This is a genomic window from Novosphingobium endophyticum, assembly GCF_014640675.1.
Taxonomy (GTDB): domain Bacteria; phylum Pseudomonadota; class Alphaproteobacteria; order Sphingomonadales; family Sphingomonadaceae; genus Novosphingobium; species Novosphingobium endophyticum.
In genome coordinates this window covers 1-18,998 of record NZ_BMHK01000028.1, presented here as the reverse complement: position 1 = coordinate 18,998, position 18,998 = coordinate 1, and the positions used below count along the sequence as shown (strand labels likewise).

At 65.3% G+C, this 18,998-nt stretch carries 18 protein-coding genes; 9 read left to right on the top strand and 9 right to left on the bottom strand.

Features of this window, described 5'->3' with window-relative positions:
• The first annotated feature begins 134 nt into the window (after window positions 1–134).
• Window positions 135–533, top strand: a complete 399-nt coding sequence (locus IEX32_RS16055) for a dihydrofolate reductase family protein (RefSeq protein ID WP_229736419.1) — start codon at window positions 135–137, stop codon at window positions 531–533.
• A 6-nt stretch (window positions 534–539) separates the two neighbouring features.
• Here IEX32_RS16055 and IEX32_RS16050 read toward each other — a convergent pair whose 3' ends face one another.
• The 5 genes from IEX32_RS16050 to cobA form a co-directional block, all read right to left on the bottom strand.
• Window positions 540–1,334, bottom strand: a complete 795-nt coding sequence (locus IEX32_RS16050; protein ID WP_188772565.1) for a phosphoadenylyl-sulfate reductase — start codon at window positions 1,332–1,334, stop codon at window positions 540–542.
• Between the two features lie 23 nt (window positions 1,335–1,357).
• The gene (locus tag IEX32_RS16045) at window positions 1,358–1,789 is read right to left on the bottom strand and encodes a DUF934 domain-containing protein (protein WP_188772564.1); all 432 of its coding nucleotides are present in this window, start codon (window positions 1,787–1,789) and stop codon (window positions 1,358–1,360) included.
• A 111-nt stretch (window positions 1,790–1,900) separates the two neighbouring features.
• Window positions 1,901–3,535 carry a nitrite/sulfite reductase gene (locus IEX32_RS16040; protein WP_188772563.1) on the bottom strand — a complete coding sequence of 545 codons (1,635 nt, stop codon included), beginning with the start codon at window positions 3,533–3,535 and terminating at the stop codon, window positions 1,901–1,903.
• A 141-nt stretch (window positions 3,536–3,676) separates the two neighbouring features.
• Window positions 3,677–3,973, bottom strand: coding sequence for a DUF2849 domain-containing protein (locus tag IEX32_RS16035; protein WP_188772562.1), 297 nt, complete (start codon window positions 3,971–3,973; stop codon window positions 3,677–3,679).
• Window positions 3,970–4,776, bottom strand: coding sequence for a uroporphyrinogen-III C-methyltransferase (gene cobA / locus IEX32_RS16030; RefSeq protein WP_188772561.1), 807 nt, complete (start codon window positions 4,774–4,776; stop codon window positions 3,970–3,972). Before cobA ends, IEX32_RS16035 begins: the two co-directional genes overlap by 4 nt.
• Before the next feature lie 237 nt (window positions 4,777–5,013).
• On the opposite strand from cobA, the gene IEX32_RS16025 reads away from it, so the two are divergent.
• A complete protein-coding gene (locus tag IEX32_RS16025) occupies window positions 5,014–5,694 on the top strand; it encodes a helix-turn-helix domain-containing protein (RefSeq protein ID WP_188772560.1) in 681 nt (226 codons plus the stop codon).
• A 222-nt stretch (window positions 5,695–5,916) separates the two neighbouring features.
• Entirely contained in the window at window positions 5,917–6,813 is an 897-nt protein-coding gene (locus IEX32_RS16020) for a GGDEF domain-containing protein (RefSeq protein WP_229736418.1), read from the top strand.
• A gap of 124 nt (window positions 6,814–6,937) precedes the next feature.
• Here the strand turns inward: IEX32_RS16020 and IEX32_RS16015 are convergent, their stop codons facing one another.
• From IEX32_RS16015 to IEX32_RS16005, 3 genes are read right to left on the bottom strand one after another with little or no spacing between them, the layout of a single operon-like run.
• Window positions 6,938–8,008 (bottom strand): mechanosensitive ion channel family protein, encoded by a 1,071-nt coding sequence (locus IEX32_RS16015; RefSeq protein ID WP_188772558.1) that lies wholly within the window; start codon window positions 8,006–8,008, stop codon window positions 6,938–6,940.
• Complete coding sequence (gene metC / locus IEX32_RS16010) at window positions 8,005–9,225, bottom strand: cystathionine beta-lyase (RefSeq protein ID WP_188772557.1); 1,221 nt, start codon at window positions 9,223–9,225, stop codon at window positions 8,005–8,007. The genes IEX32_RS16015 and metC overlap by 4 nt, the downstream gene beginning before the upstream one ends.
• Before the next feature lie 25 nt (window positions 9,226–9,250).
• Window positions 9,251–10,489, bottom strand: coding sequence for a hypothetical protein (locus IEX32_RS16005; protein ID WP_188772556.1), 1,239 nt, complete (start codon window positions 10,487–10,489; stop codon window positions 9,251–9,253).
• Window positions 10,490–10,643: 154 nt separating this feature from the next.
• Here IEX32_RS16005 and queF point away from each other — a divergent pair, with 154 nt between their 5' ends.
• The 3 genes from queF (at window position 10,644) to IEX32_RS15990 (ending at window position 14,661) form a co-directional block, all read left to right on the top strand.
• Window positions 10,644–11,105, top strand: coding sequence for a preQ(1) synthase (gene queF, locus IEX32_RS16000; RefSeq protein WP_188772555.1), 462 nt, complete (start codon window positions 10,644–10,646; stop codon window positions 11,103–11,105).
• Window positions 11,106–11,295: 190 nt separating this feature from the next.
• Window positions 11,296–12,861 (top strand): carbon-nitrogen hydrolase family protein, encoded by a 1,566-nt coding sequence (locus IEX32_RS15995; protein WP_188772554.1) that lies wholly within the window; start codon window positions 11,296–11,298, stop codon window positions 12,859–12,861.
• A 21-nt stretch (window positions 12,862–12,882) separates the two neighbouring features.
• The gene (locus tag IEX32_RS15990; protein WP_373285462.1) at window positions 12,883–14,661 is read left to right on the top strand and encodes an SLC13 family permease; all 1,779 of its coding nucleotides are present in this window, start codon (window positions 12,883–12,885) and stop codon (window positions 14,659–14,661) included.
• Between the two features lies 1 nt (window position 14,662).
• Here IEX32_RS15990 and IEX32_RS15985 read toward each other — a convergent pair whose 3' ends face one another.
• Window positions 14,663–15,940 (bottom strand): cyclic di-GMP phosphodiesterase, encoded by a 1,278-nt coding sequence (locus IEX32_RS15985; protein ID WP_188772552.1) that lies wholly within the window; start codon window positions 15,938–15,940, stop codon window positions 14,663–14,665.
• 164 nt (window positions 15,941–16,104) lie between these two features.
• Here IEX32_RS15985 and IEX32_RS15980 point away from each other — a divergent pair, with 164 nt between their 5' ends.
• From IEX32_RS15980 to IEX32_RS15970, 3 genes are all read left to right on the top strand, one after another.
• Window positions 16,105–17,469: a GntP family permease gene (locus IEX32_RS15980; RefSeq protein WP_188772551.1), complete on the top strand. Its 1,365-nt coding sequence runs from the start codon at window positions 16,105–16,107 to the stop codon at window positions 17,467–17,469.
• A 72-nt stretch (window positions 17,470–17,541) separates the two neighbouring features.
• On the top strand, window positions 17,542–18,249 hold the full coding sequence (locus tag IEX32_RS15975) for a GntR family transcriptional regulator (RefSeq protein ID WP_188772550.1): 708 nt from the start codon (window positions 17,542–17,544) through the stop codon (window positions 18,247–18,249).
• A gap of 110 nt (window positions 18,250–18,359) precedes the next feature.
• Window positions 18,360–18,998: acyl-CoA dehydrogenase family protein (locus IEX32_RS15970; protein ID WP_188772549.1), on the top strand; the 639-nt coding region annotated here is incomplete at its 3' end.

The following is an 18,998-nucleotide window of genomic DNA, read 5'->3' as shown; positions in this document are numbered from 1 at the left end:
GGATGATCATTGACGCCGCCACCAGCCTGGATGGTTTTTGTGCGGATGCGCGCGGCAGAAGCGTTGTTCGCGTCGAGGACGCGCATCGGACAGGAATGCTCGCTCCACTGATCGACGCGTGCGGCGCAGTAGTGATGAGCCGCCGTTCGTTCGAAACGGTCGAGGATCCGGACTGGTTCGCAGACAACTACGAGATTCAGGCGCCGATCTTCGTCGTCACCGATGTGCAGCCGGAACGCCGCCCCAAGGAAAATGACCACCTCAGCTTCCACTTCGTGACCAGCTTCGCGCAAGCCTTCGAGCAGGCCAAGACGGCCGCCGGCGACAAGGCGGTGCTGGCGATCGGGGAGGCCAGCACTGTCGAGGCGGCGCTGCTTTCCGGCATGGCGGACGAAATGTGGCTGCGCGTGGTCGCCCGCTCGACCGGCGGGGGAACACCGCTTTTCGGCCCCGGACGGCCCGGCAAGGACTTCTACGTCAGCGCCGTCGATACGACGCCCGGAACCGTTCACATGAAGCTGCAGCGGCGCTGACGCGCCTCAGAATACCGGATCGAAGCCGGGAGGCAGTTCGCTGGCAGGGCCTTCCTGTCCGGGCGCATGGATGCCGCATTCGGTCTTGTCCCAACCCTTCCAGCGGCCCGAGCGCGGGTCTTCGCCCGGGGCAACCTTGCTGGTGCAGGGCATGCAGCCGATCGAGGGATAGCCTTCGGCCACCAGCGGGTGCGGGGGCAGGTCGTGTTCCGCGATGTAGGCGGCGAGGCGTTCCGGGCTCCAGTCGATCAGCGGGTTGATCTTCAGGCGGCCCTGTTCGTCGGTGGTGTCGATCTCGAAACGCGGCAGGGTGGCCCGGGTGGAAGCCTGGAATGCCTTCCTGCCCGTGATCGAGGCGTCGAAGCCGAGCAGCGCCTTGGCCAGCGGCTTGACCTTGCGGATCTCGCAGCAGCCATCGGGATCGTAGGACCAGCGCAGGCCGGATTCGTCCTTCTTCGTCAGTTCCTCGGCATTGGGTGCAAGATTACGCAGGTCCTTGAGGCCGAGGCGTTCGACGAGCTGGTCGCGGTAGGCCAGCGTTTCGGAAAAGTGCTTGCCGGTTTCGAGGAACAGGACCGGCACCGTGGGGTCGACGCGCGAGACGAGGTGCAGCAGCACCGCAGATTCCGCGCCGAAACTGGACACGACCGCGACATCGCCCGCCATGCGTTCCTTCAGCACCGTCTCGAGCATTTCGAGCGTGTCGGTACCGCGGAAAAGACGGTTGAGGCGCACCGCATCGGCTTCCGCGAAGCGCGGGCCGGTGTCGATGCGGTCACGGATGCGTGCCAGTTCGTTCATATCGCTAATCCTGTGAAACCCTTTCAGCTCTGGTGGCGCAGCGCCCAGACCGGTTTGCGGCCGTCGGCGGTGGCCTGATAGACGTTGTCCCAGCGCGCGAATGCCGCTTCGGCGTCGGCCGGATTGAGCGCGTGATCGGGCGCGAAGGCGTCGAAGCCGCAGCGCTTGAGGTGGCTCAGCATGTCGATGACCACGTCGCCCACGGCGCGAAGCTCGCCGTCGAAACCTGCTTCGCGCAGCACGCGGGCAGAGGAATAGCCGCGCCCGTCGGTCCAGGCCGGGAAGTTTACCTCGATCAGGCGCAACCGGTCGAGGTAGGGGATCAGGTCGCGCGCATCGTCGCCCGGTTCGATCCGGACAGCGGTGGCGTTGGTCTGTTCGGCGAAAGTGCCGACCGTGACCGCGGGATCGTTGACAGCCTCGTCGTCACGGAACCGGAACTGCACTTCAACCATCAGAACTTGCCCTTCAAACGCAAAGTTGTCCGTTCGCCTCGAGCGAAGTCGAGAGGCGTTGCGCGGCGTGTCTCGACTTCGCTCGACACGAACGGCAGGCGGGGGAGCGGATCAACCATAGATCGCCTCCTTGAACGGCTCCATGCCGATACGGCGGTAGGTGTCGAGGAAGCGCTCCTCGCCCTGCTTGTTGGCGAGGTAGACCTTGGTGGCCTTTTCGACGGCATCGACGATCCCGTCCTCGTCAAAGCCCGGCCCGGTGATCTTGCCCAGTGAGGTATCCGCGCCCTCGCAGCCGCCGAGCAGGAGCTGGTAGTTCTCCACGCCCTTGCGGTCGACGCCGAGGATGCCGATGTGGCCCGCGTGGTGGTGGCCGCAGGCGTTGATGCAACCGGAGATCTTGAGCTTCAGCTCGCCAAGCTCGGCCTGCTTTTGCGGGCTGCCGAAGCGTTCGGAGATCTTCTGCGCGACCGGGATCGAGCGGGCATTGGCCAGCGAGCAATAGTCAAGGCCGGGGCAGGCGATGATGTCGCCCACCGTGTCGAGATTCGCGGTGCCCAGGCCCGCTTCGTCGAGCTTCTGCCAGATCGCGTAGAGATCGACCTTCCTGATATGCGGGAAGACGATGTTCTGGGCATGGGTGACGCGCAGTTCGTCGAAGCTATAGTCCTTCGCGATCCGCGCCATCAGCCGGATCTGGTCCGCCGAGGCGTCGCCCGGAATGCCGCCTACCGGCTTCAGGCTGACGGTGGCGATGATGTAGCCGGCCTGCTTGTGGGCATGGCAGTTGCGCTCCACCCACAGGCGGAAATCCGGGTCCGACAGGTCGAGTTCGTCCGAAAGGCCGGTCTCATAGGCCGGATCGGCGAAGTACTGCCCGATGCGCTCCAGTTCGGCCAGCGGCGGCTCGACGCCCTGCGAGAGCAGGTGCCGGAACTCTTCCTCGACCTGGCGCGTGTATTCCTCCTTGCCCAGCTCGTGGACGAGGATCTTGATGCGCGCCTTGTACTTGTTGTCGCGCCGGCCATAGCGGTTGTAGACGCGCAGGCAGGCTTCCGAATAGGTGATGAGCTGGTCGAGCGGCACGAACTCGCGGATCATCGGACCGATCATCGGGGTACGGCCCATGCCGCCGCCGACGTAGAACTGGGCGCCGATCTCGCCCGCATCATTGCGGACCATCTTGATGCCGATGTCGTGCAGCTTCATCGCCGCGCGGTCGGTCTCGCTGGCGATCACCGCGATCTTGAACTTGCGCGGCAGGGTCAGGAATTCCGGGTGAAAGCTCGACCACTGGCGCAGCAGCTCGGCATAAGGGCGCGGATCGACGATCTCGTCGGCGGCGGCTCCGGCATACTGGTCCGAGCTGATGTTGCGGATGCAGTTGCCGCTGGTCTGGATCGCATGCATTTCCACCGAGGCGAGATCGGCGAGGATGTCGGGCGTGTCTTCCAGCTTGATCCAGTTATACTGGATGTTCTGGCGCGTGGTGAAGTGGCCGTAGCCGCGGTCGTACTTGTCCGCGATGTCGCCCAGCATGGTCATCTGCGCGCTGTTCAGCGTGCCATAGGGCACCGCAACGCGCAGCATGTAGGCGTGGAGCTGGAGATAGAGGCCGTTCTGCAGGCGCAGCGGGCGGAACTGGTCCTCGGTGAGGTCTCCGTCGAGGCGGCGGCGCACCTGGTCGCGGAATTCCGCGACGCGCGTGTCGACCATCTGCTGGTCGTATTGGTCGTACTTGTACATTCTACGTTACTCCAAGCCTGTCGTCATCCCGGGCTTGACCCGGGACCGGTGGCTGTCGTTCGGCACGCTTTCCCGGCGAGGCCGCGCGTAAACACTGCCACCGGTCCCGGATCAAGTCCGGGATGACGATGGCCAAATCCATCAGATCACCCAGTTCACGGCTTCGGGATCGGACGGCTTGAGCGTCAGGTCCGGACGAACCGTCGGGCCAAGCGCCCGGATGCGGTCCTTGATATGTGCGGGGCGCACGCCCTCAGGGGTCTTTTCGCCGTCGATGACGTAGGCGGCGAAGACGTTCTGGGCGCCTTCCTCCCGCGCGATCACCGCGGCGCCATGCTCGCCGACATCGGCGGCATTGTTGACGTCGAGCGACCAGCCCACGCCGGTCCACCAGATGACCGCCCCGGTTTTGAGGTCATTGCCCGTCAGGATCTTCACTTGATTGCCTCCAGCGCGCCACTTTCCAGCGCAATGTCGCGAATGGTGTTGTCGGATTCGGCGCTTGCCACGTCGCCGATAACGATGAGCGCCGGGCTTTGCACCTTCTCATCCCGGACGAGATCGGCAAGCCCGGCCAGCGAGGCGCGCAGCACACGCATGTCCTTGCGGGTCGCGCTTTCGATCACGGCCACCGGCACGTCGGGGGCAAGCCCGTCCTCGATCAGTTTCTCGGTGATGAGCGGCGCGGTCGCCAACCCCATGAAGATGACGAGGGTGCGGCCCTTGCCCGCAAGACCGGACCAGTCCTGGTCGGTCAGCCCCTTGCACTGGCCGGCGACGAACGAGACGATCGAGGCGTGGTCGCGGTGCGTCAGCGGGATCTGCGCGGCTGCTGCGGCGCCCAGCGCGGAGGAAATGCCGGGGACGACCTCCACCGGGACACCGGCCGCGCGGCAGGCCTCCGCCTCCTCGCCGCCACGTCCGAAGATGAAGGGGTCGCCGCCTTTCAGGCGCACGACATCGTTGCCGGCGAGCGCTTCGCTGACCAGCAGGGCGTTGATGGCGTCCTGCTTCATGGTGTGGCGTGAGCGGCTCTTGGCGACGGAGATGAGGTGCGCGCCCTGGCGCGCCATGCCCAGAATCGCGGGATCGACCAGCCCGTCATGCACGATCAGCCCCGCCGACATCAGCAGGCGCGCGGCGCGCAGCGTCAGCAGGTCGGGATCGCCCGGACCGGCGCCGACGAGGTGGACGGTGCCGACGGTGCCTTCGCGGGGGTTCGAGGCGGAATTCGCATCCATGCCGGGCCATGTGGGCGCAATCGCCTTTCCATGCCAGCCAGAATGACTTGGGTGGGGCTAAGACGAGCTTTAGCCGGTAAAATTCCGGCCTGCGTAGCCCCCGCTCATCGCCCGTGCCGGGCGTTCCGGCATGCTCCGCACCTCGGAGTGGGCGGTCCCCGAGCAGGGTTAAGCCGGCTGCTAACCGAATCTTAACCGCGAGGGTGGACGATTCGGCCACTCGCGGGAGTACGAACCATGCCCATAGGGGCCCATTTCGAAGAAGTTGACGGCGGCGGCACCCGGCGGGGAGCGCACCGTCGCAGACTCATGCTGCAAACGCAGGGTGCGCTGAAGTCCGGCGCCGAAACGCCGGTCACGATCCACAATCTGTCGGAAACCGGCATGCTCATGGAGAGCGGAACCGAGCTGGAGATCCAAGAGGCGATCGATGTCGACCTGCCCGAGGCAGGGCCGATCCACGCCCGGGTGGTCTGGGCCAGCGGCCAGCTTTACGGCTGCGCGTTCGACCGGCCGGTGTCGCAGTACACGCTCAGTGCCGCGCAGCTGCGCGGCGCGGTGGAGCCCGGCGTCGATCTCGACGCTTCACCCAACGTGCAGGGACCGGTCGCGATCGGTGGCGAGACGCTGGGCGAAAGGCTGCACCGGCTGCGCAAGCTGAGGGGACTGACACAGGGCGATCTCGCGGCGCGGTTGAGCGTCAGTAAGCCCACCGTCTGGGCCTGGGAGCAGGACCGCGCGCGCCCCATCGAGGATCGCATCGTTCCGATCGCCGAGGCGCTTGGCGTCACCACGGCGGAACTGCGGCCCGGGCGCACGATCGTCGGGCTGCCGGAGCTGATCGCGCGCTGCCGCGGCCAGATTGCCGAAGCGGTCGAGACCACGCCGGACAAGGTCAAGATCATGATCGAACTCTGATCACCGGCTTAATTGCGGGTTCGTTTCACAATCCCGCTTTCCGTGGCTGATGTTTTTTAGTAAATATATGAGTAATAAAGGAAAAATGTAATCGCGTTAGATAACGGGGCTGACGCGGTCGATGTTTTTTCTTGTTCCGGGATGAGCTGCGCGGGCGACTTTCGTGGCCGTTTCCTTCCGGCTGGTGCAGATATTGGGCGTCCGGGGCATTCGACGATGGGCATGAATTTCACGCTTCAGGAAAGTTCGACACTTTACGGACTCCTGGCGGAGTCCACGTCGGACGTGATCCTGAAGACCGACCGTGAAGGCGCCATTGTTCACGCTTCGCCAGCGTTCGAGCGGTTCGGGTTTCGTCCGCCGGAGGCGCGGCTGCCTGCCCGGTTGCTCGATCTCGTCGAACCCTCGCATCGCCAGGAGGTGGCAAAGGCCCACAGCGAAGCGCTTGAGGGGAACGAAACGGGCGCGTGGGTCGAGTTCAGGGCGATCACCTCCGACGAACGACAGCACTGGTTCGAAATCCGGACGCGCGGGTTGAGGGACGAGGAGGGCAACGTCTACGGCGCGCTCAGTGTCATGCGCAGTATTGACGAGCGGCGCCACCTGAAGGATCAGCTCTTCGCCGCCACTTATACCGATCCCCTGACCAGGCTGACCAATCGCGCCGCCTTCATCTCGATGCTCGATCACATGATCGAGAAGGAGATGAGCGGCTGTCTGGCGTTGTTCAGCATCGACTTTTTCCGCACCATCAACATGAAGTACGGTCAATCGACCGGCGACGAGGTGCTGGTGGTTTTCGCCGATCTCCTGCGTGAGATGCTGCGTTCCGAGGACATCATCTCGCGGATCGGCTCGGAGCGTTTCGCGGTGCTGCTGCCGCGCACCACTCCCGAGCAGGCGCAGGCGATCTGCCACCGGGTGGTGACGACGCTGGCGGAGCTGCGCCACAAGGTCGGCGAAAGCCGCTTCGCGATTACCGCCAGCGCCAGCATCGCCCATATCGCAGACAGTCTCGACAGCACCATCGAGCGCGCGGAACTGGCGCTGTTCTGTGCAAAGGCCAAGGGGCGCAACCGGCTGGAGATGGAGAAGGCCCGGCCCGCCTCCACGCATTGATAGCGCGGGGCATGATCGTCATCCCGGACTTTGCTCCGGAACCGGTGGCGGTGTTTACGCGCAGCCTTGCCGAGAACTCCTGCCGAGCGACCTCCACCGGTCCCGGGGCGAGCCCGGGATGACGTCAGGTTTTTTCCGCCGCTGCGCCGCCTTGCATCGCCTTGATCAGCTCCTGCAGAGCCTTGTTCTGGCGCAAGTTGATGTCGCGCTGAGGGAACGGGATCTCGATCCCGTGCTCATGGAACAGGTGCCAGAGGTTCTTGAGCACGGCGGAGCGGACATTGCCGGTGCCTTCCTCAGGGTCGGTGATCCAGCAGTGAATGATGAAGTTCACCGAGCTGTCGCCATAGGAATCGAGCCAGGCAGTCGGCGGCGGGGCGTCGAGCACGCGCTTCACCTTGCGCGCCGCTTCCAGCATCAGTTCCTCGGCCTTGACGATGTCGCAGGTGTAGGAGATGCCCACGGGCACCTGGATGCGCACGTTCTTGCTGGAATAGGACCAGTTCTCGACCTGATTGATCATCAGGTTCTCGTTGGGGATCAGGTATTCCTTCTGATCGCGCGTGGTCAGCGAGACGGCGCGGATGCCGATGCGGCGAATCTGGCCGAACGTGTACTGCCCGCCCTGATCGGTAATCGCGATGACGTCGCCCGGCTTGATCGACTTGTCCATCAGCAGGATGATGCCGGCGATCAGGTTGCCGAAAGTCTTCTGCAGGCCGAAACCGATGGCGAGGCCGAAGGCGCCGGAAAACACCGCGAGTGCCGTCAGGTCTATTCCCAGTACGTCGATGCCGATGAGGATGGCGACGGCCCAGATTACCAGGCTGACCATTTTCTCGGTCAGGAGCCGCTGCGTCATGTCGAGCCGGGTCGCGCGGGCCAGAACGCGGCTGGAAAACCGGCTGGCCGCCCAGGCGACGGTGATGACGAGCACCAGTACCAGCACGATCACGACCATGTCCCATATCGAGACGCGGGCCGTGCCGACCTGGAGGGCGAGGCTGTCCAGAGTATCGATCACGTCGCCTACGGCGCCGCTTCGCGAGGCGACGACATCCCTGAGACCTTCCGCGCCGGCGACGGGCTGGTCGACGAACTGGGTGACGGTCTCCGTGGGCGTGGGTGGGGGCGTGCTGACGGCGGCTTCAGTCGCCGGGGAGGCGGTGGCGGCCGGATCGACAGGCGCGCTCACGAAGCCGCCATCCTGCCGAGCGCCTGTTCGATGTCGGCGATCAGGTCATCAGGGTCTTCCAGGCCGATCGACAGGCGCACGCCGAAGCGATCGGCGGGGGCGCCGCCGCCGGGCGGCCACGCCATGCAGCTACGGTAGTTTGCGGGCTCGATCGGCAGGGCAAGGCTCTCGAACCCGCCCCATGAGTAGCCGATGCCGAAGAGTTCCAGCGCATCGACGAAGCGGTTGCGGCCGGCCGCGTGTACATCCCTGAAGACGAAGCTGAACAGGCCGCAGCCGCCGGTGAAGTCGCGCTTCCACAGCTCGTGGCCGGGCGCGCCGGGAAGCATCGGGCACAGCACTTGCGCAACTTCCGCACGCCCGGAAAGCCACTGCGCGATCTTCAGGGCCGAGGCGGTTTCCTGCCTCAGCCGGACATCGAGCGTCCTCAGCCCCCGAAGGGCGAGCGCGGCATCGTCAGGCGAGACAACCGTGCCCAGCTGCTGCGCGCGCTGGCGCAGGCGGGCGTAAAGTTCCTCTCCGGCGCTGGCGCTGCCCATCATCAGGTCGGAATGGCCGCCGACATGCTTTGTGAGCGCCATCAGCGTCACGTCGAAGCCTTTCTCCAGCGCGGCAAACCCCAGCGGGCCTGCCCAGGTATTGTCGAGCACCGAAAGCGCACCCTTTTCGCGGGCGATGCGGGCAAGCGCAGGCAAGTCGCAGACTTCCATCGAGAGGCTGCCCGGTGCCTCCAGCAGGACGGCGCGGGTCTTCTCGCAGAACAGCGCCTCGTAGGCGGGCAGGTCGAGCGGGTCGAAGAAGCGGGTTTCGATCCCGAAGTCCTTGAGCAGTCCCTTGCCCATGGTCCGGCTGGGGTCATAGGCATTGTCGGTCATCAGCAGGACGTCGCCGGGGCGAAGCAGGGTCAGGAGCACGCCGGCAATGGCCGCTACGCCCGAAGGATAGAGCACAGTCCCGGCGGCTCCGGGTTCGATCTGGGTCAGGGCTTCGCACAAGGCCCACTGCGTCGGCGCGCCCCGCCGGCCGTAGAAGAACCGGCCGTCCTCATTGCGGCGAGGCCCTTCGGCCAGGCGGGCGGTATTCTCGTAAAGATGCGTGCTGGCGCGCCAGACCGGGGGATTGACCACCGGTCCGGTCCATTCCTGGCGCCGACCGGCCCCTACCAGTTTCGTTGCTGCTGCCTTCCGGCCCAAGCCGTCGGTATCGCTCAAGGTCATCTCCGCTGCCCGCGCGGGATGAAGCCTAGCCCGCCGCGCGCTGGGGGTCGAGAGGCAAGCTCTCCGTTTGCAACGGCAATTGGCGCGCAACCTCGATTTCGCGCGCGGCGAGCGGCTCGAAGCTGCGCGGACCGGTATCGGTGCGCAATGGGGCGAGGCCGGCGCCGCTTCCGGGCAGGCCGACAGTGAAGACCCGGCGCAGGGCGGTGCCGTCCTCGCCGATCAGGCAGATGCGTACCAGCGGCACCAAGTACGCGCCGCCGCCCCGGCGCAGCGCGCGGATCTCCGGAAGAGCGAGCTGGATCTCGCCCTTGAGTTGCACCGTCTCGCCCGGCGCGAGGCCGGGCAATGAGTGCAGCCGTGGGAGGTTGGCGGGCGAGGGCGCGAGCTGCTCGTCCTGCGAGAGCGAGACGTGGGCCGAAATCAGGTCACCCAGCAGCGTCAGCGGCGCATGGGCTTCGGACGCGGTAAGGGTGATGCGGTACTGCAAGGTCGCGTAGAACAGCGAAAGCCGCATCGTGACGGGTTCCAGAGCGACGGTCACGGTGTCGCGCGCGAACGCCGGAGGCGGCGTGAAGTTGGGTGTCGGAAGCGGCGCCGGCGGTGTCACGGGAGGCGGGGCAACCTCCGGCTCCGGCACTGCGGCCTGCCTTTCCGGTTGCGGCAGGGCTTCCTTGACCTCGACCCATTCCCCGGCTTGCGAAGCGCGGCCCCGGAGCAGAATCAGGCCCAGCACGGCCGCGCCGAGCGCGAGGATGGCGCCGGCGACCGCCCACCACCAGGCGGGCCATCCGCCCTCGGGTGCTTGCGTGGCGGCAGGTTCGCCGATGGCAATGGTCGGGGCTTGCACCTCCGAGGGAATTGGGATGGGCGAAGGTGTCTCTGCGGGAGACGAGCCGGGCCGGGGCGACTCCTGCCGTGCGGCGCCGGCGCCTGCGCCGGGCGCCGCCACTGGCCCGGAGGCGGGCGCTTCGGCCGCCGCGCGCGGTACCGGCGGCGGGGTGATGACCGGGAGCGGCGTGATCGTTGGTTGCAGCGCGGGCGACGCGCTGGCGGTCGGCGCGGGCGAGGGACTGCTTTCCGCATCCGGCCGCAGCACGACCGGGTTTTGCGTATCGACCGGCCCTTGCGCCCTTGGCGTCGCGGTGTCCTCGGGCTCCGGCAGGCTCCAGGTGCCGATCGATTGGGCACCGGCAGACGCTGGCAGGCCTGCCAGCGCCATGGCCATGACGGTCTGTGTCAGTATCGTGTAGCGGCCCCGCATGTCGGCCTAACAGAGCAACTTCGCTGAACCGAAAGTTAATACGCCGCGCTGGCGCGACGAGGCGTTGCGCGATGCGGCCGAACAGGCGCCGCGTGCGACGCCGCGTGCGACAAGGCGCTTGTCATCGCGAAGCGTTGGCGTCATGGCCCTGCACATGAGCGACAAACCCGCCAATCCCCTTCATCTCGGCCGCCAGAGCGCGCTTCCCGCCTCGCCGGAAGAGGCCGTGCTCGACTACGTCCCCAACCCGCGCGCAGGGGCGCTCTACATGGTGCGTTTCGCGGCGCCGGAATTCACCTCGCTGTGCCCAGTGACCGGACAGCCCGATTTCGCGCACCTCGTGATCGACTACGCGCCCGGCCAGACGATCGTCGAATCGAAGAGCCTCAAGCTGTTCCTGGGATCGTTCCGCAACCACTGCGGCTTTCACGAGGACGTGACCGTGGGCATCGGCCAGCGGCTGTTCGACGAGATGCAGCCCCGCTGGCTGCGCATCGGCGGCTACTGGTATCCGCGCGGCGGCATCCCCATCGACGTGTTCTGGCAGTCGGGACCGGTACCGGAAGGGCTCTGGACGCCAGAGCAGGGCGTGCACGGCTATCGCGGGCGGGGCTGACCGCATGCGCCCATCGAGCGATCGGATCAGGGGCCGCTTGCTCAGGGTGTGCGCGGGATAGCGGCCATTTTCGGACATGCCGGCACGGCCAACGCCCCCTCCTCTTCGGATGTGGCCGTGAGGCTGTTTTTCCCTGCGGGTGCAATAGGTACTGGAACGGCGTGCCGGGCTGTGCGTAAGAGGGCGGCCCATGACCAACACGCAAGCCAAGCTCGTAATCCGCCCCGCCACCGTCGCCGATGCCCCGGCGATCGCGCGCCTTTCGGTCAAAGTATATGGCCGGGCTGACGCCTTTACCGCCGCCGAGGTTCGCGGCCAGCTCATCAACTTTCCCGAGGGGCAGTTCGTCGCTGAATATGAAGGCAAGATCGTCGGCCACTGCGCGACGATGATTGTCACGGCCGATCTCGCCTTCAAGCCGCATACGTGGGAAGAGATCAGCAACGGCGGCTATGGCCGTCCTCCGGCGGAGGATGGCGATGTCCTCTATGGCTTCGAAGTCTGCGTCGATCCCGATTTCCGGCGCCTGCGCATCGGCCAGCGCCTCTATCGCAAGCGCAAGGAGCTGTGCCAGCACTTCGAGCTGAAGGGCATAGCCTTCGCCGGCCGGATGCCGGGCTATGCCCGCCGCCGACGCCAGTACCCGAACCCGGCCGACTATGTGGAGGCGGTCAGGAACAAGAAGGTGCGCGATCAGGTCATTCTGTTCCAGATGAACGAAGGCTACGAGCCGCGCGGAATCCTGCCCGACTATATCCCCAACGACAAGGAAAGCGGCGGTTACGCGGTGCTGATGTACTGGACCAACGCGCTTGCCCCGCGCGGCACCGGCAAGGCCGCCCTCGGCCTCAAGGAGCGCGTGCCGAGTTCGGTTCGCGTTGCCACCGTCCAGTTCATGATGCGCAAGATCGAGACCATCGACCAGTTCGAGGAGCAGGTCGAATACTGGGTGGACGTGGCATCCGATTACGAATCCGACTTCGTCGTCTTCCCCGAGCTGTTCACGCTCGAGCTGCTCTCGATCGAGGAGAAGAAACTCCAGCCCGTGCAGGCGATCGAGAAGATCGCGACTTATACCGACCGCTTCGTCAAATTCATGTCGAAGATGGCGGTAAGCTACAACGTTAATGTGATCGGCGGCTCGCACCCGACCAAGGTCAATCTGCCCGAGGGTGGCAGCGAGATCCGCAACATTGCCTATACGTTCCTGCGCGACGGGTCGGTCCACGAATCCGAAAAGCTCCATCCCACCCCGTCCGAGCGCAAATGGTGGAACATCCAGGGCGGCAACGGCGCCAACGTGATCCCCACGGATTGCGGCCCGATCGGCGTGATGATCTGCTATGACAGCGAGTTTCCGGAACTGGCGCGCCATCTCGTCAATCAGGGCGCGTTGATGCTGTTCGTCCCCTTCTGCACCGATGAACGGCGCGGGTTCCTGCGCGCGCACTATTGCTGCCAGGCCCGCGCGGTGGAGAACCAGTGCTACGTCGTCACCTCGGGCGTGGTCGGCAACCTTCCGAACGTGGAAAACATGGATGTCCACTATGCCGAAAGCGCGATCCTGACGCCGTCGGACTTTCCCTTTTCGCGTGACGGTGTCGCCGCCCATGCCGCGCCGAACACGGAAACCATCGCGATCGCCGACCTTTCGCTCGATGCCCTGCTGACCGCGCGCCAGTCGGGCACGGTGCAGAACCTGCGTGACCGCCGCTTCGACCTCTACCGGGTTGAGTGGACGCAGAAGCAAGGTTGAGCCAAAAGGCTGCGCATGTACATGCCAGAACTTCATGCTCTCAGCGCGATGGTGATCGCGCTGGGTATGTTTTACGGCTTCATCCAGGGAAAGCTTCGGGTAGAGATCGTCTCGCTGCTGACGATCGGCTCGATCGCGCTGCTGCTCTACTTCCTGCCCATGCCGGGGCAGGACCAGTACGCCGGGCTCCAGCTCGCGTTCGAGGGCTTCGGACATTACGCGCTGGTCACGATCTGCTCGTTGATGATCATGGGGCGCGGGCTGGTGGTGACGGGGGCGTTGGACCCGGCCACGCGCGCACTGGCCCGTGTCTGGCAATTCAACAAGTCGGCCGGCCTGCTCTTCACGCTGGTCGTCTGTATGTTTCTCAGCATGGTGGTCAACGACACGCCGGTGCTCGTGCTGATGATCCCGATCCTGGTTCAGACGGCGATGCGCGGCGGCATGCCCGCATCCAAGACTCTTATTCCGGTCAACGCCGCGATCCTGATCGGAGGCATGTCGACCACCATCGGCACGTCCACGAACCTGCTGGTCGTCTCGATCGCGCAGGACCTTGGCATGAGGACCCTGCCGGTATTTCACTTCACGCCGATCGTGCTCAGCACGGTCCTCATCGCGTTGCCGTACATATGGTTGGTCATGCCGCGCCTGCTGCCGGACAATACCAAGGCCGTCGCGGTGGAATCACGCACCTTTCTCGCCAAGCTTCGCGTGGACACCGATTCGCCCATGCGCGGCAAGACCATCGAGGAAGTGCGCGGCCGGCTGCCGGCGGGTGTCACGGCATGGCTGCCGCCGGACGCCGATGATGGTTATGTCGGCCGGCGTGTCTTTGCCTCGGGCACGCTCGAGGACCTGCAGGAGACGGCTCGCAAGATTTCCGCCAAGCTGGCTCCGGCCTGGGTGCTCGATCGCGTTGAGGCCGATTCCGGCCGCACGGCGCAGGATCTTATCGTCGCGGAGATGATTATCGCGCCGGACAGCCGCCTGATCGGGCTTACGTCCCGGGCTTCCGGCCTCGACGGGGTCGCTTTGCTGGGCATCCATCACGCTCGCCAGCCGTTTCGCGACACGCGCCAGCATTCACCCGATGCGCCGATGAAGGAAGGCGATGTGCTGGTGGTCATGGGCGTGCCCGAGGAACTGCGCAGCATCGCCGAAACCGAAGGGCTGCTGCAGATCGAGGGCGTCCAGGAAGTGGCGCGGTCCGCCAAGGCGCCGGTGGCGCTGGCGATCATGGCCGGGGCAGTCGGCCTTGCCAGCCTGGGCCTCGTGCCGATCGCGATTTCGGCGCTGGCGGGCGCGATCTTGATGCTCGCCACCGGCTGTGTGCGCTTTGACCGGGTGGGCAGGGCGCTTTCGGCACAGGTCATCGTTCTGGTCGCGGCCTCGATCGCGCTGGGCAAGTTCATTCTGGTCTCGGGCGCGGCGGCCTGGCTGGGCGGCCTGCTCGCCATCTTTCTCCAGCTCCTTCCGCCAGCGGGGGTTCTCGCCGCCATCATGGTCTTCGTCACGCTACTGACGAATTTCGCGTCGAACACGGCAGCCGCCGCCGTGGGAACGCCGATCGCGTTCAACATCGCGCAGCAACTCGGCCTGCCCGCCGAACCGCTCGTCCTCGCAGTGCTGTTCGGATGCAACCTGTGCTACGCGACCCCGGTTGCCTATCAGACCAACATGATGATCCTGACGGAGGGCGACTACCGCTTCTCCGACTATCTGCGATCGGGGATTCCGCTGGTGCTGATCATGATAACGGCGCTCTCCACCTCGCTCGTCTACTGGTACGATATCTGAGTCACGCGGCCCCGGACTTGCCGGTCAGCAACTGTTCGCGCAGTTCCTCGATGGGCGGCAGGTCGAGACCGTCGAGATCGGCCACGCCGATGATGCCGTCCTCGCCGTAGCAGTTTGAAAGCACGATCGTCTTTTCTGCAACGCGCCGGTTCTTCGGCAGCGAGTAGAACGCGCGCACGGTGGGTACGGCGGGTTCCGAGGGATTCTGGTCGACGACCATGGCAATCCGTTCGGAGCGCAATTGCACGAAGGAGCCGATCGGATAGACGCCCAGCGCCTCGACGAAGCGCGCCACTATCTCCGCGTCGAACGCGGTCGTGCGCTGGAGTTCCTTGAGCGCTTGCGCGGGATCGAGGCTGCCTTCGCCCAGAGCGCCGGAAACCATGTGGTCGTACGTGTCGCAAATCGCCGCCATGCGGGAAAAGATGTCTATTTCAGCGTCCTTCAGCCCTTGCGGGAAGCCCGTGCCGTCGAGCCTCTCGTGGTGGCGTATGACGACGCGACGGACTTCCTCGGGCACTTCGCCATCGGCCGCGAGCAGGTCGTGCCCGATGGAGGCGTGGCCCTGCCAGGTTTCCGGGGCGATCCTGTCGATCCGTCCGCCCACGGCATCCAGGCTGACACCGATCCGGCTGACCCCCACGTCGAGCAGCAGCCCGGCCGTGCCGGCCAGCCGCGCATCGTTGGGAGACATCCTCATCTGCCGGGCCAGCGAGATCATCAGGGCGCTGACCGAAAGCATGTGCTGATAGATGAACTCGCTTTCCGCCTTGCAGCGCATCAATCCGGAGAAGGCGTAGGGGTTGCGCTGGATCGAGGCGTAGATGTCCTCCACCACCGGGGCGACTTCGATTACGCGCGGCGCCTTGCCGTGCCTGGCTTCAAGGAAGATCTCGGAGATGACCTTGCGGGCCTTGTCGGCGGTGCGGCGGGCATTGCCGAACTCGCGTGTGAGCGGGGTCGGACCCGAGCGGAAGGCGGCCGACGCGTTCGGCTGTGACGGCGGGCGGGCGGCGGCGACGCGCGGCGCGCGGCGGGCAAGGGGAGAGCGCTGCGCGGTGGCGGCATGCCGTGGCACCTCGCGCTCCGTGACATCGACGCCGCGTTCGGTGTCGATTATGACAGCGTCGATCCTGCTGTTGCGCAACGTCTGCAGTCGTTCGTCGTCGCCAACGATGAAATGGGCACGCCAGAACGGATGACTGAGCCAGTTGCCCTGGAACCCATGGATGTACATGCCCGGTTGGACCTGGGACGTGGAGATTCGTTTCAGTGCCATTGCGACCATCATTATGTTTGCCAGGATGGTCTGGACTATGCAGCCCGGCTGAACGGAGTCCGTAATCCTTTGGAAAACGGCGTGTTAACGAAACGGCAATCGCTGCATGGACAAGCGCGCGCCGCGTCTGCAACAAGAGCGCCTCACACGCGAGCTTCGGGGAGATGACCGCCTTGATCAGTGCCGTCGGTCTTGCAGGTGCCCTTATCCTGCTGATCTGGATGACAGTCCGGGGCGTGAACATTCTTCTGGCGGGGCCGATCGCGGCGGCACTGGTCGCCATGACCAGCGGCATCGCCTGGCTGCCGCCGCTTGCGGGCGAGGGGGCTCCCGATTTCGCGACGTCCTACATGAATGGCTTCACCGGCTTTTTCGCGGACTGGTTCCTGATGTTCCTGCTCGGCGCGATTTTTGGCGAGGTCATGGGGGCGAGCGGCGCGGCGGCCAGCGTGGCGCACTGGGTGATCGGGAAGATCGGCATCCGCCACGCGGTGCTCGCCGTCGTCGCCGCCTGCGCGATCCTGACCTATGGCGGCGTTTCGGTCTTCATCGTGGGCTTCGCGGTCTATCCGCTGGCCGTGCACCTGTTCCGCGAGGCGGACATGCCGCGCCGCTTCATTCCCGGCGCATTGTGCTTCGGTTCGGTGACCTTCACGATGACGAGCGCCGGCTCGCCCGAGATCCAGAACCTGATCCCCATGCAGTACCTCGGCACCGACGCCTATGCCGGCTGGGAAGTCAGCCTCATCGTGGCGCTTCTGATGGCCGGGCTGGGCTATTACCTGCTCGACGGGATGGTGAAACGCGCCGTGGCGCGCGGCGAGCGCTTCGAAAGCCGCCCGGGCGACGATGTCAGCGCCGTGGACCGCCACTTGCCGCATCCGCTGCTCTGCCTGTTGCCGCTTGTGGCGGTCCTTGGTGTGTTCATGCTCTTCCAGTATCCGCAGGCCGTTCCCGTCGTTTCGGCGATTCTGCCGGCCCAGTCGCTTGGCAAATGGGCGCTGGTGATGGCGCTGGGCGTTGGCATGGCCTTCGCCGTCCTGATCGGCCTGCGTTCGCGCGGGGCGATGCCGGCGGCATTTTCGCGCGGGGCGACGGGCGCTGTCGTGGCGATCACCAATACTTGCGCGGTGGTCGGTTTCGGCGCGGTGGCCTCGCTCTCGCCAGCTTTCCACGCCGCGCTCGATGCCGTCCAGAACCTGCCTGGCGATCCGCTGATCGGCGCGGCCATTGCCGTCACGGTGATCGCGGGCCTCACCGGCTCGGCTTCGGGCGGCCAGACAATCGCCCTGCCGCTGCTCGCTCCCAATTACCTGGCGATGGGGGCCGACCCCGCGGAACTCCATCGCACGGTGGCGATCGCCAGCGGCGCGCTCGATAGCCTGCCGCACAATGGCTACGTCGTCACGACCATCCGCGCGATCTGTGGCGAGACTCACCACGATGCCTACCCGGCGGTGGGCGTGCTGACTGTGCTCGTTCCGCTTGTTGGCCTTGCCGTTGCGATCGGGCTCTTTGCAATTGTTTGATAATTTCGTTTCGTTAATTGCGTAGCCTGCGCATATCGTTAATGGTATACGACATAGCGAAGGCGGAGCACGATGAAAAAAGACCAGCCGAACGTCGCCAGTCAGCGGGTTGCGGACATCCTTGCGGAGCGCATCCTTTCGGGCGAACTCGCGCCTGGCGCGCGGATCAAGCAGGACGAACTGGCGGATGCACTCCAGACCAGCCGCATTCCCGTGCGCGACGCCTTGCGTATGCTGGAGGCGCGCGGGCTCGTTACGATGCGCCCAAATGCCGGAGCGCGCGTTACCAGTCTGACACGGCGCGACCTGGAGATTTCCTACGAGATACGCGAACGCATCGAGCCTTTGCTGCTGGCCGAAAGCGTACCCCATCTCACCGACAAGGACATTGCCGACCTGCGCGCGGTGATGGAGCGCAACGAGCATACTACCGACATAGACGAGGCAATCGCGCTGGGACGCGAATTTCACTGGATCACTTATCGCGGCCACGACACGCCGCTTCTGGCGCAGATCGTCGAGCGGGTCTGGGATACGACGCAGAGCTATCGCCGGGCCTATCTCAAACTCGTGTTTTCAGGCGGCAACCGCGTGCATGATACCGAGCACCGGCTGATGTTCGACGCCATCAGCCGAGGCGAGGTCGAGACCGCGCAGGCGGCGCTGGTGTTGCACATCAGGCGAACCCGCATCGGTCTCGTGCGTTACGGACACCTTCTGGCGGGCGGGAACGGCGGCGCGGGGATGTCGCTGGAAGAGATGCTTATCGCTGCCGAATAGCGGGCTTCATCGCATTCGGGCATGCTGCGTGCGCGAAATGATATTACGGTGCTCGGGCATTAGCTTGCGCGCCAATGTCATTTTGCTAGGACTATCGCGAGGAGAGTCCAATGCCAGCCACACCCGAATTCGACTTCGCGCTGGGCGAGAGCGCGCAGATGATCCGCGAGAGCGTTTCACGCTTCGCCGACGAGCGGATTGCGCCGCTCGCCGCGCGGGTGGACGCGGAGGACTGGTTTCCGCGCGAACTGTGGCCGGCGATGGGCGAGCTGGGGCTGCACGGGATTACGGTCGAGGAGGAATGGGGCGGCATCGGCCTGGGCTATCTCGAGCATGTGATCGCGGTGGAGGAAGTCAGCCGGGCTTCCGCGTCGGTGGGCCTGTCCTACGGCGCGCATTCGAACCTGTGCGTCAACCAGATCCGCCGCTGGGGGAATGACGAGCAGAAGGCGAAATATCTGCCCAAGCTGATCTCGGGCGAACATGTCGGCAGCCTTGCCATGTCGGAGACGGGCGCGGGCTCGGATGTCGTGGGCATGAAGCTGAAGGCCGACGCGGCGGCGGGCGGTTTCCGGCTCAACGGCACCAAGTTCTGGATCACCAACGGCACCCATGCCGATACGCTGGTCGTCTACGCCAAAACGGGCGAAGGCTCGAAAGGCATCACCGCCTTCCTGATCGAGAAAGACATGCCCGGTTTCTCGGTCGGACAGAAGATCGACAAGCTGGGCATGCGCGGCTCGCCGACT

Coding starts and splice junctions, on each gene's coding strand:
- IEX32_RS16055 (WP_229736419.1), top strand. CDS start 135: ATGAGCCGCCGTTCGTTCGAAACGGTCGAGGATCCGGACTGGTTCGCA.
- IEX32_RS16050 (WP_188772565.1), bottom strand. CDS start 1,334: ATGAACGAACTGGCACGCATCCGTGACCGCATCGACACCGGCCCGCGC.
- IEX32_RS16045 (WP_188772564.1), bottom strand. CDS start 1,789: ATGGTTGAAGTGCAGTTCCGGTTCCGTGACGACGAGGCTGTCAACGAT.
- IEX32_RS16040 (WP_188772563.1), bottom strand. CDS start 3,535: ATGTACAAGTACGACCAATACGACCAGCAGATGGTCGACACGCGCGTC.
- cobA (WP_188772561.1), bottom strand. CDS start 4,776: ATGGATGCGAATTCCGCCTCGAACCCCCGCGAAGGCACCGTCGGCACC.
- IEX32_RS16025 (WP_188772560.1), top strand. CDS start 5,014: ATGCCCATAGGGGCCCATTTCGAAGAAGTTGACGGCGGCGGCACCCGG.
- IEX32_RS16020 (WP_229736418.1), top strand. CDS start 5,917: ATGAATTTCACGCTTCAGGAAAGTTCGACACTTTACGGACTCCTGGCG.
- metC (WP_188772557.1), bottom strand. CDS start 9,225: ATGACCTTGAGCGATACCGACGGCTTGGGCCGGAAGGCAGCAGCAACG.
- IEX32_RS16005 (WP_188772556.1), bottom strand. CDS start 10,489: ATGCGGGGCCGCTACACGATACTGACACAGACCGTCATGGCCATGGCG.
- queF (WP_188772555.1), top strand. CDS start 10,644: ATGAGCGACAAACCCGCCAATCCCCTTCATCTCGGCCGCCAGAGCGCG.
- IEX32_RS15995 (WP_188772554.1), top strand. CDS start 11,296: ATGACCAACACGCAAGCCAAGCTCGTAATCCGCCCCGCCACCGTCGCC.
- IEX32_RS15990 (WP_373285462.1), top strand. CDS start 12,883: ATGCCAGAACTTCATGCTCTCAGCGCGATGGTGATCGCGCTGGGTATG.
- IEX32_RS15985 (WP_188772552.1), bottom strand. CDS start 15,940: ATGGCACTGAAACGAATCTCCACGTCCCAGGTCCAACCGGGCATGTAC.
- IEX32_RS15980 (WP_188772551.1), top strand. CDS start 16,105: ATGACCGCCTTGATCAGTGCCGTCGGTCTTGCAGGTGCCCTTATCCTG.
- IEX32_RS15975 (WP_188772550.1), top strand. CDS start 17,542: ATGAAAAAAGACCAGCCGAACGTCGCCAGTCAGCGGGTTGCGGACATC.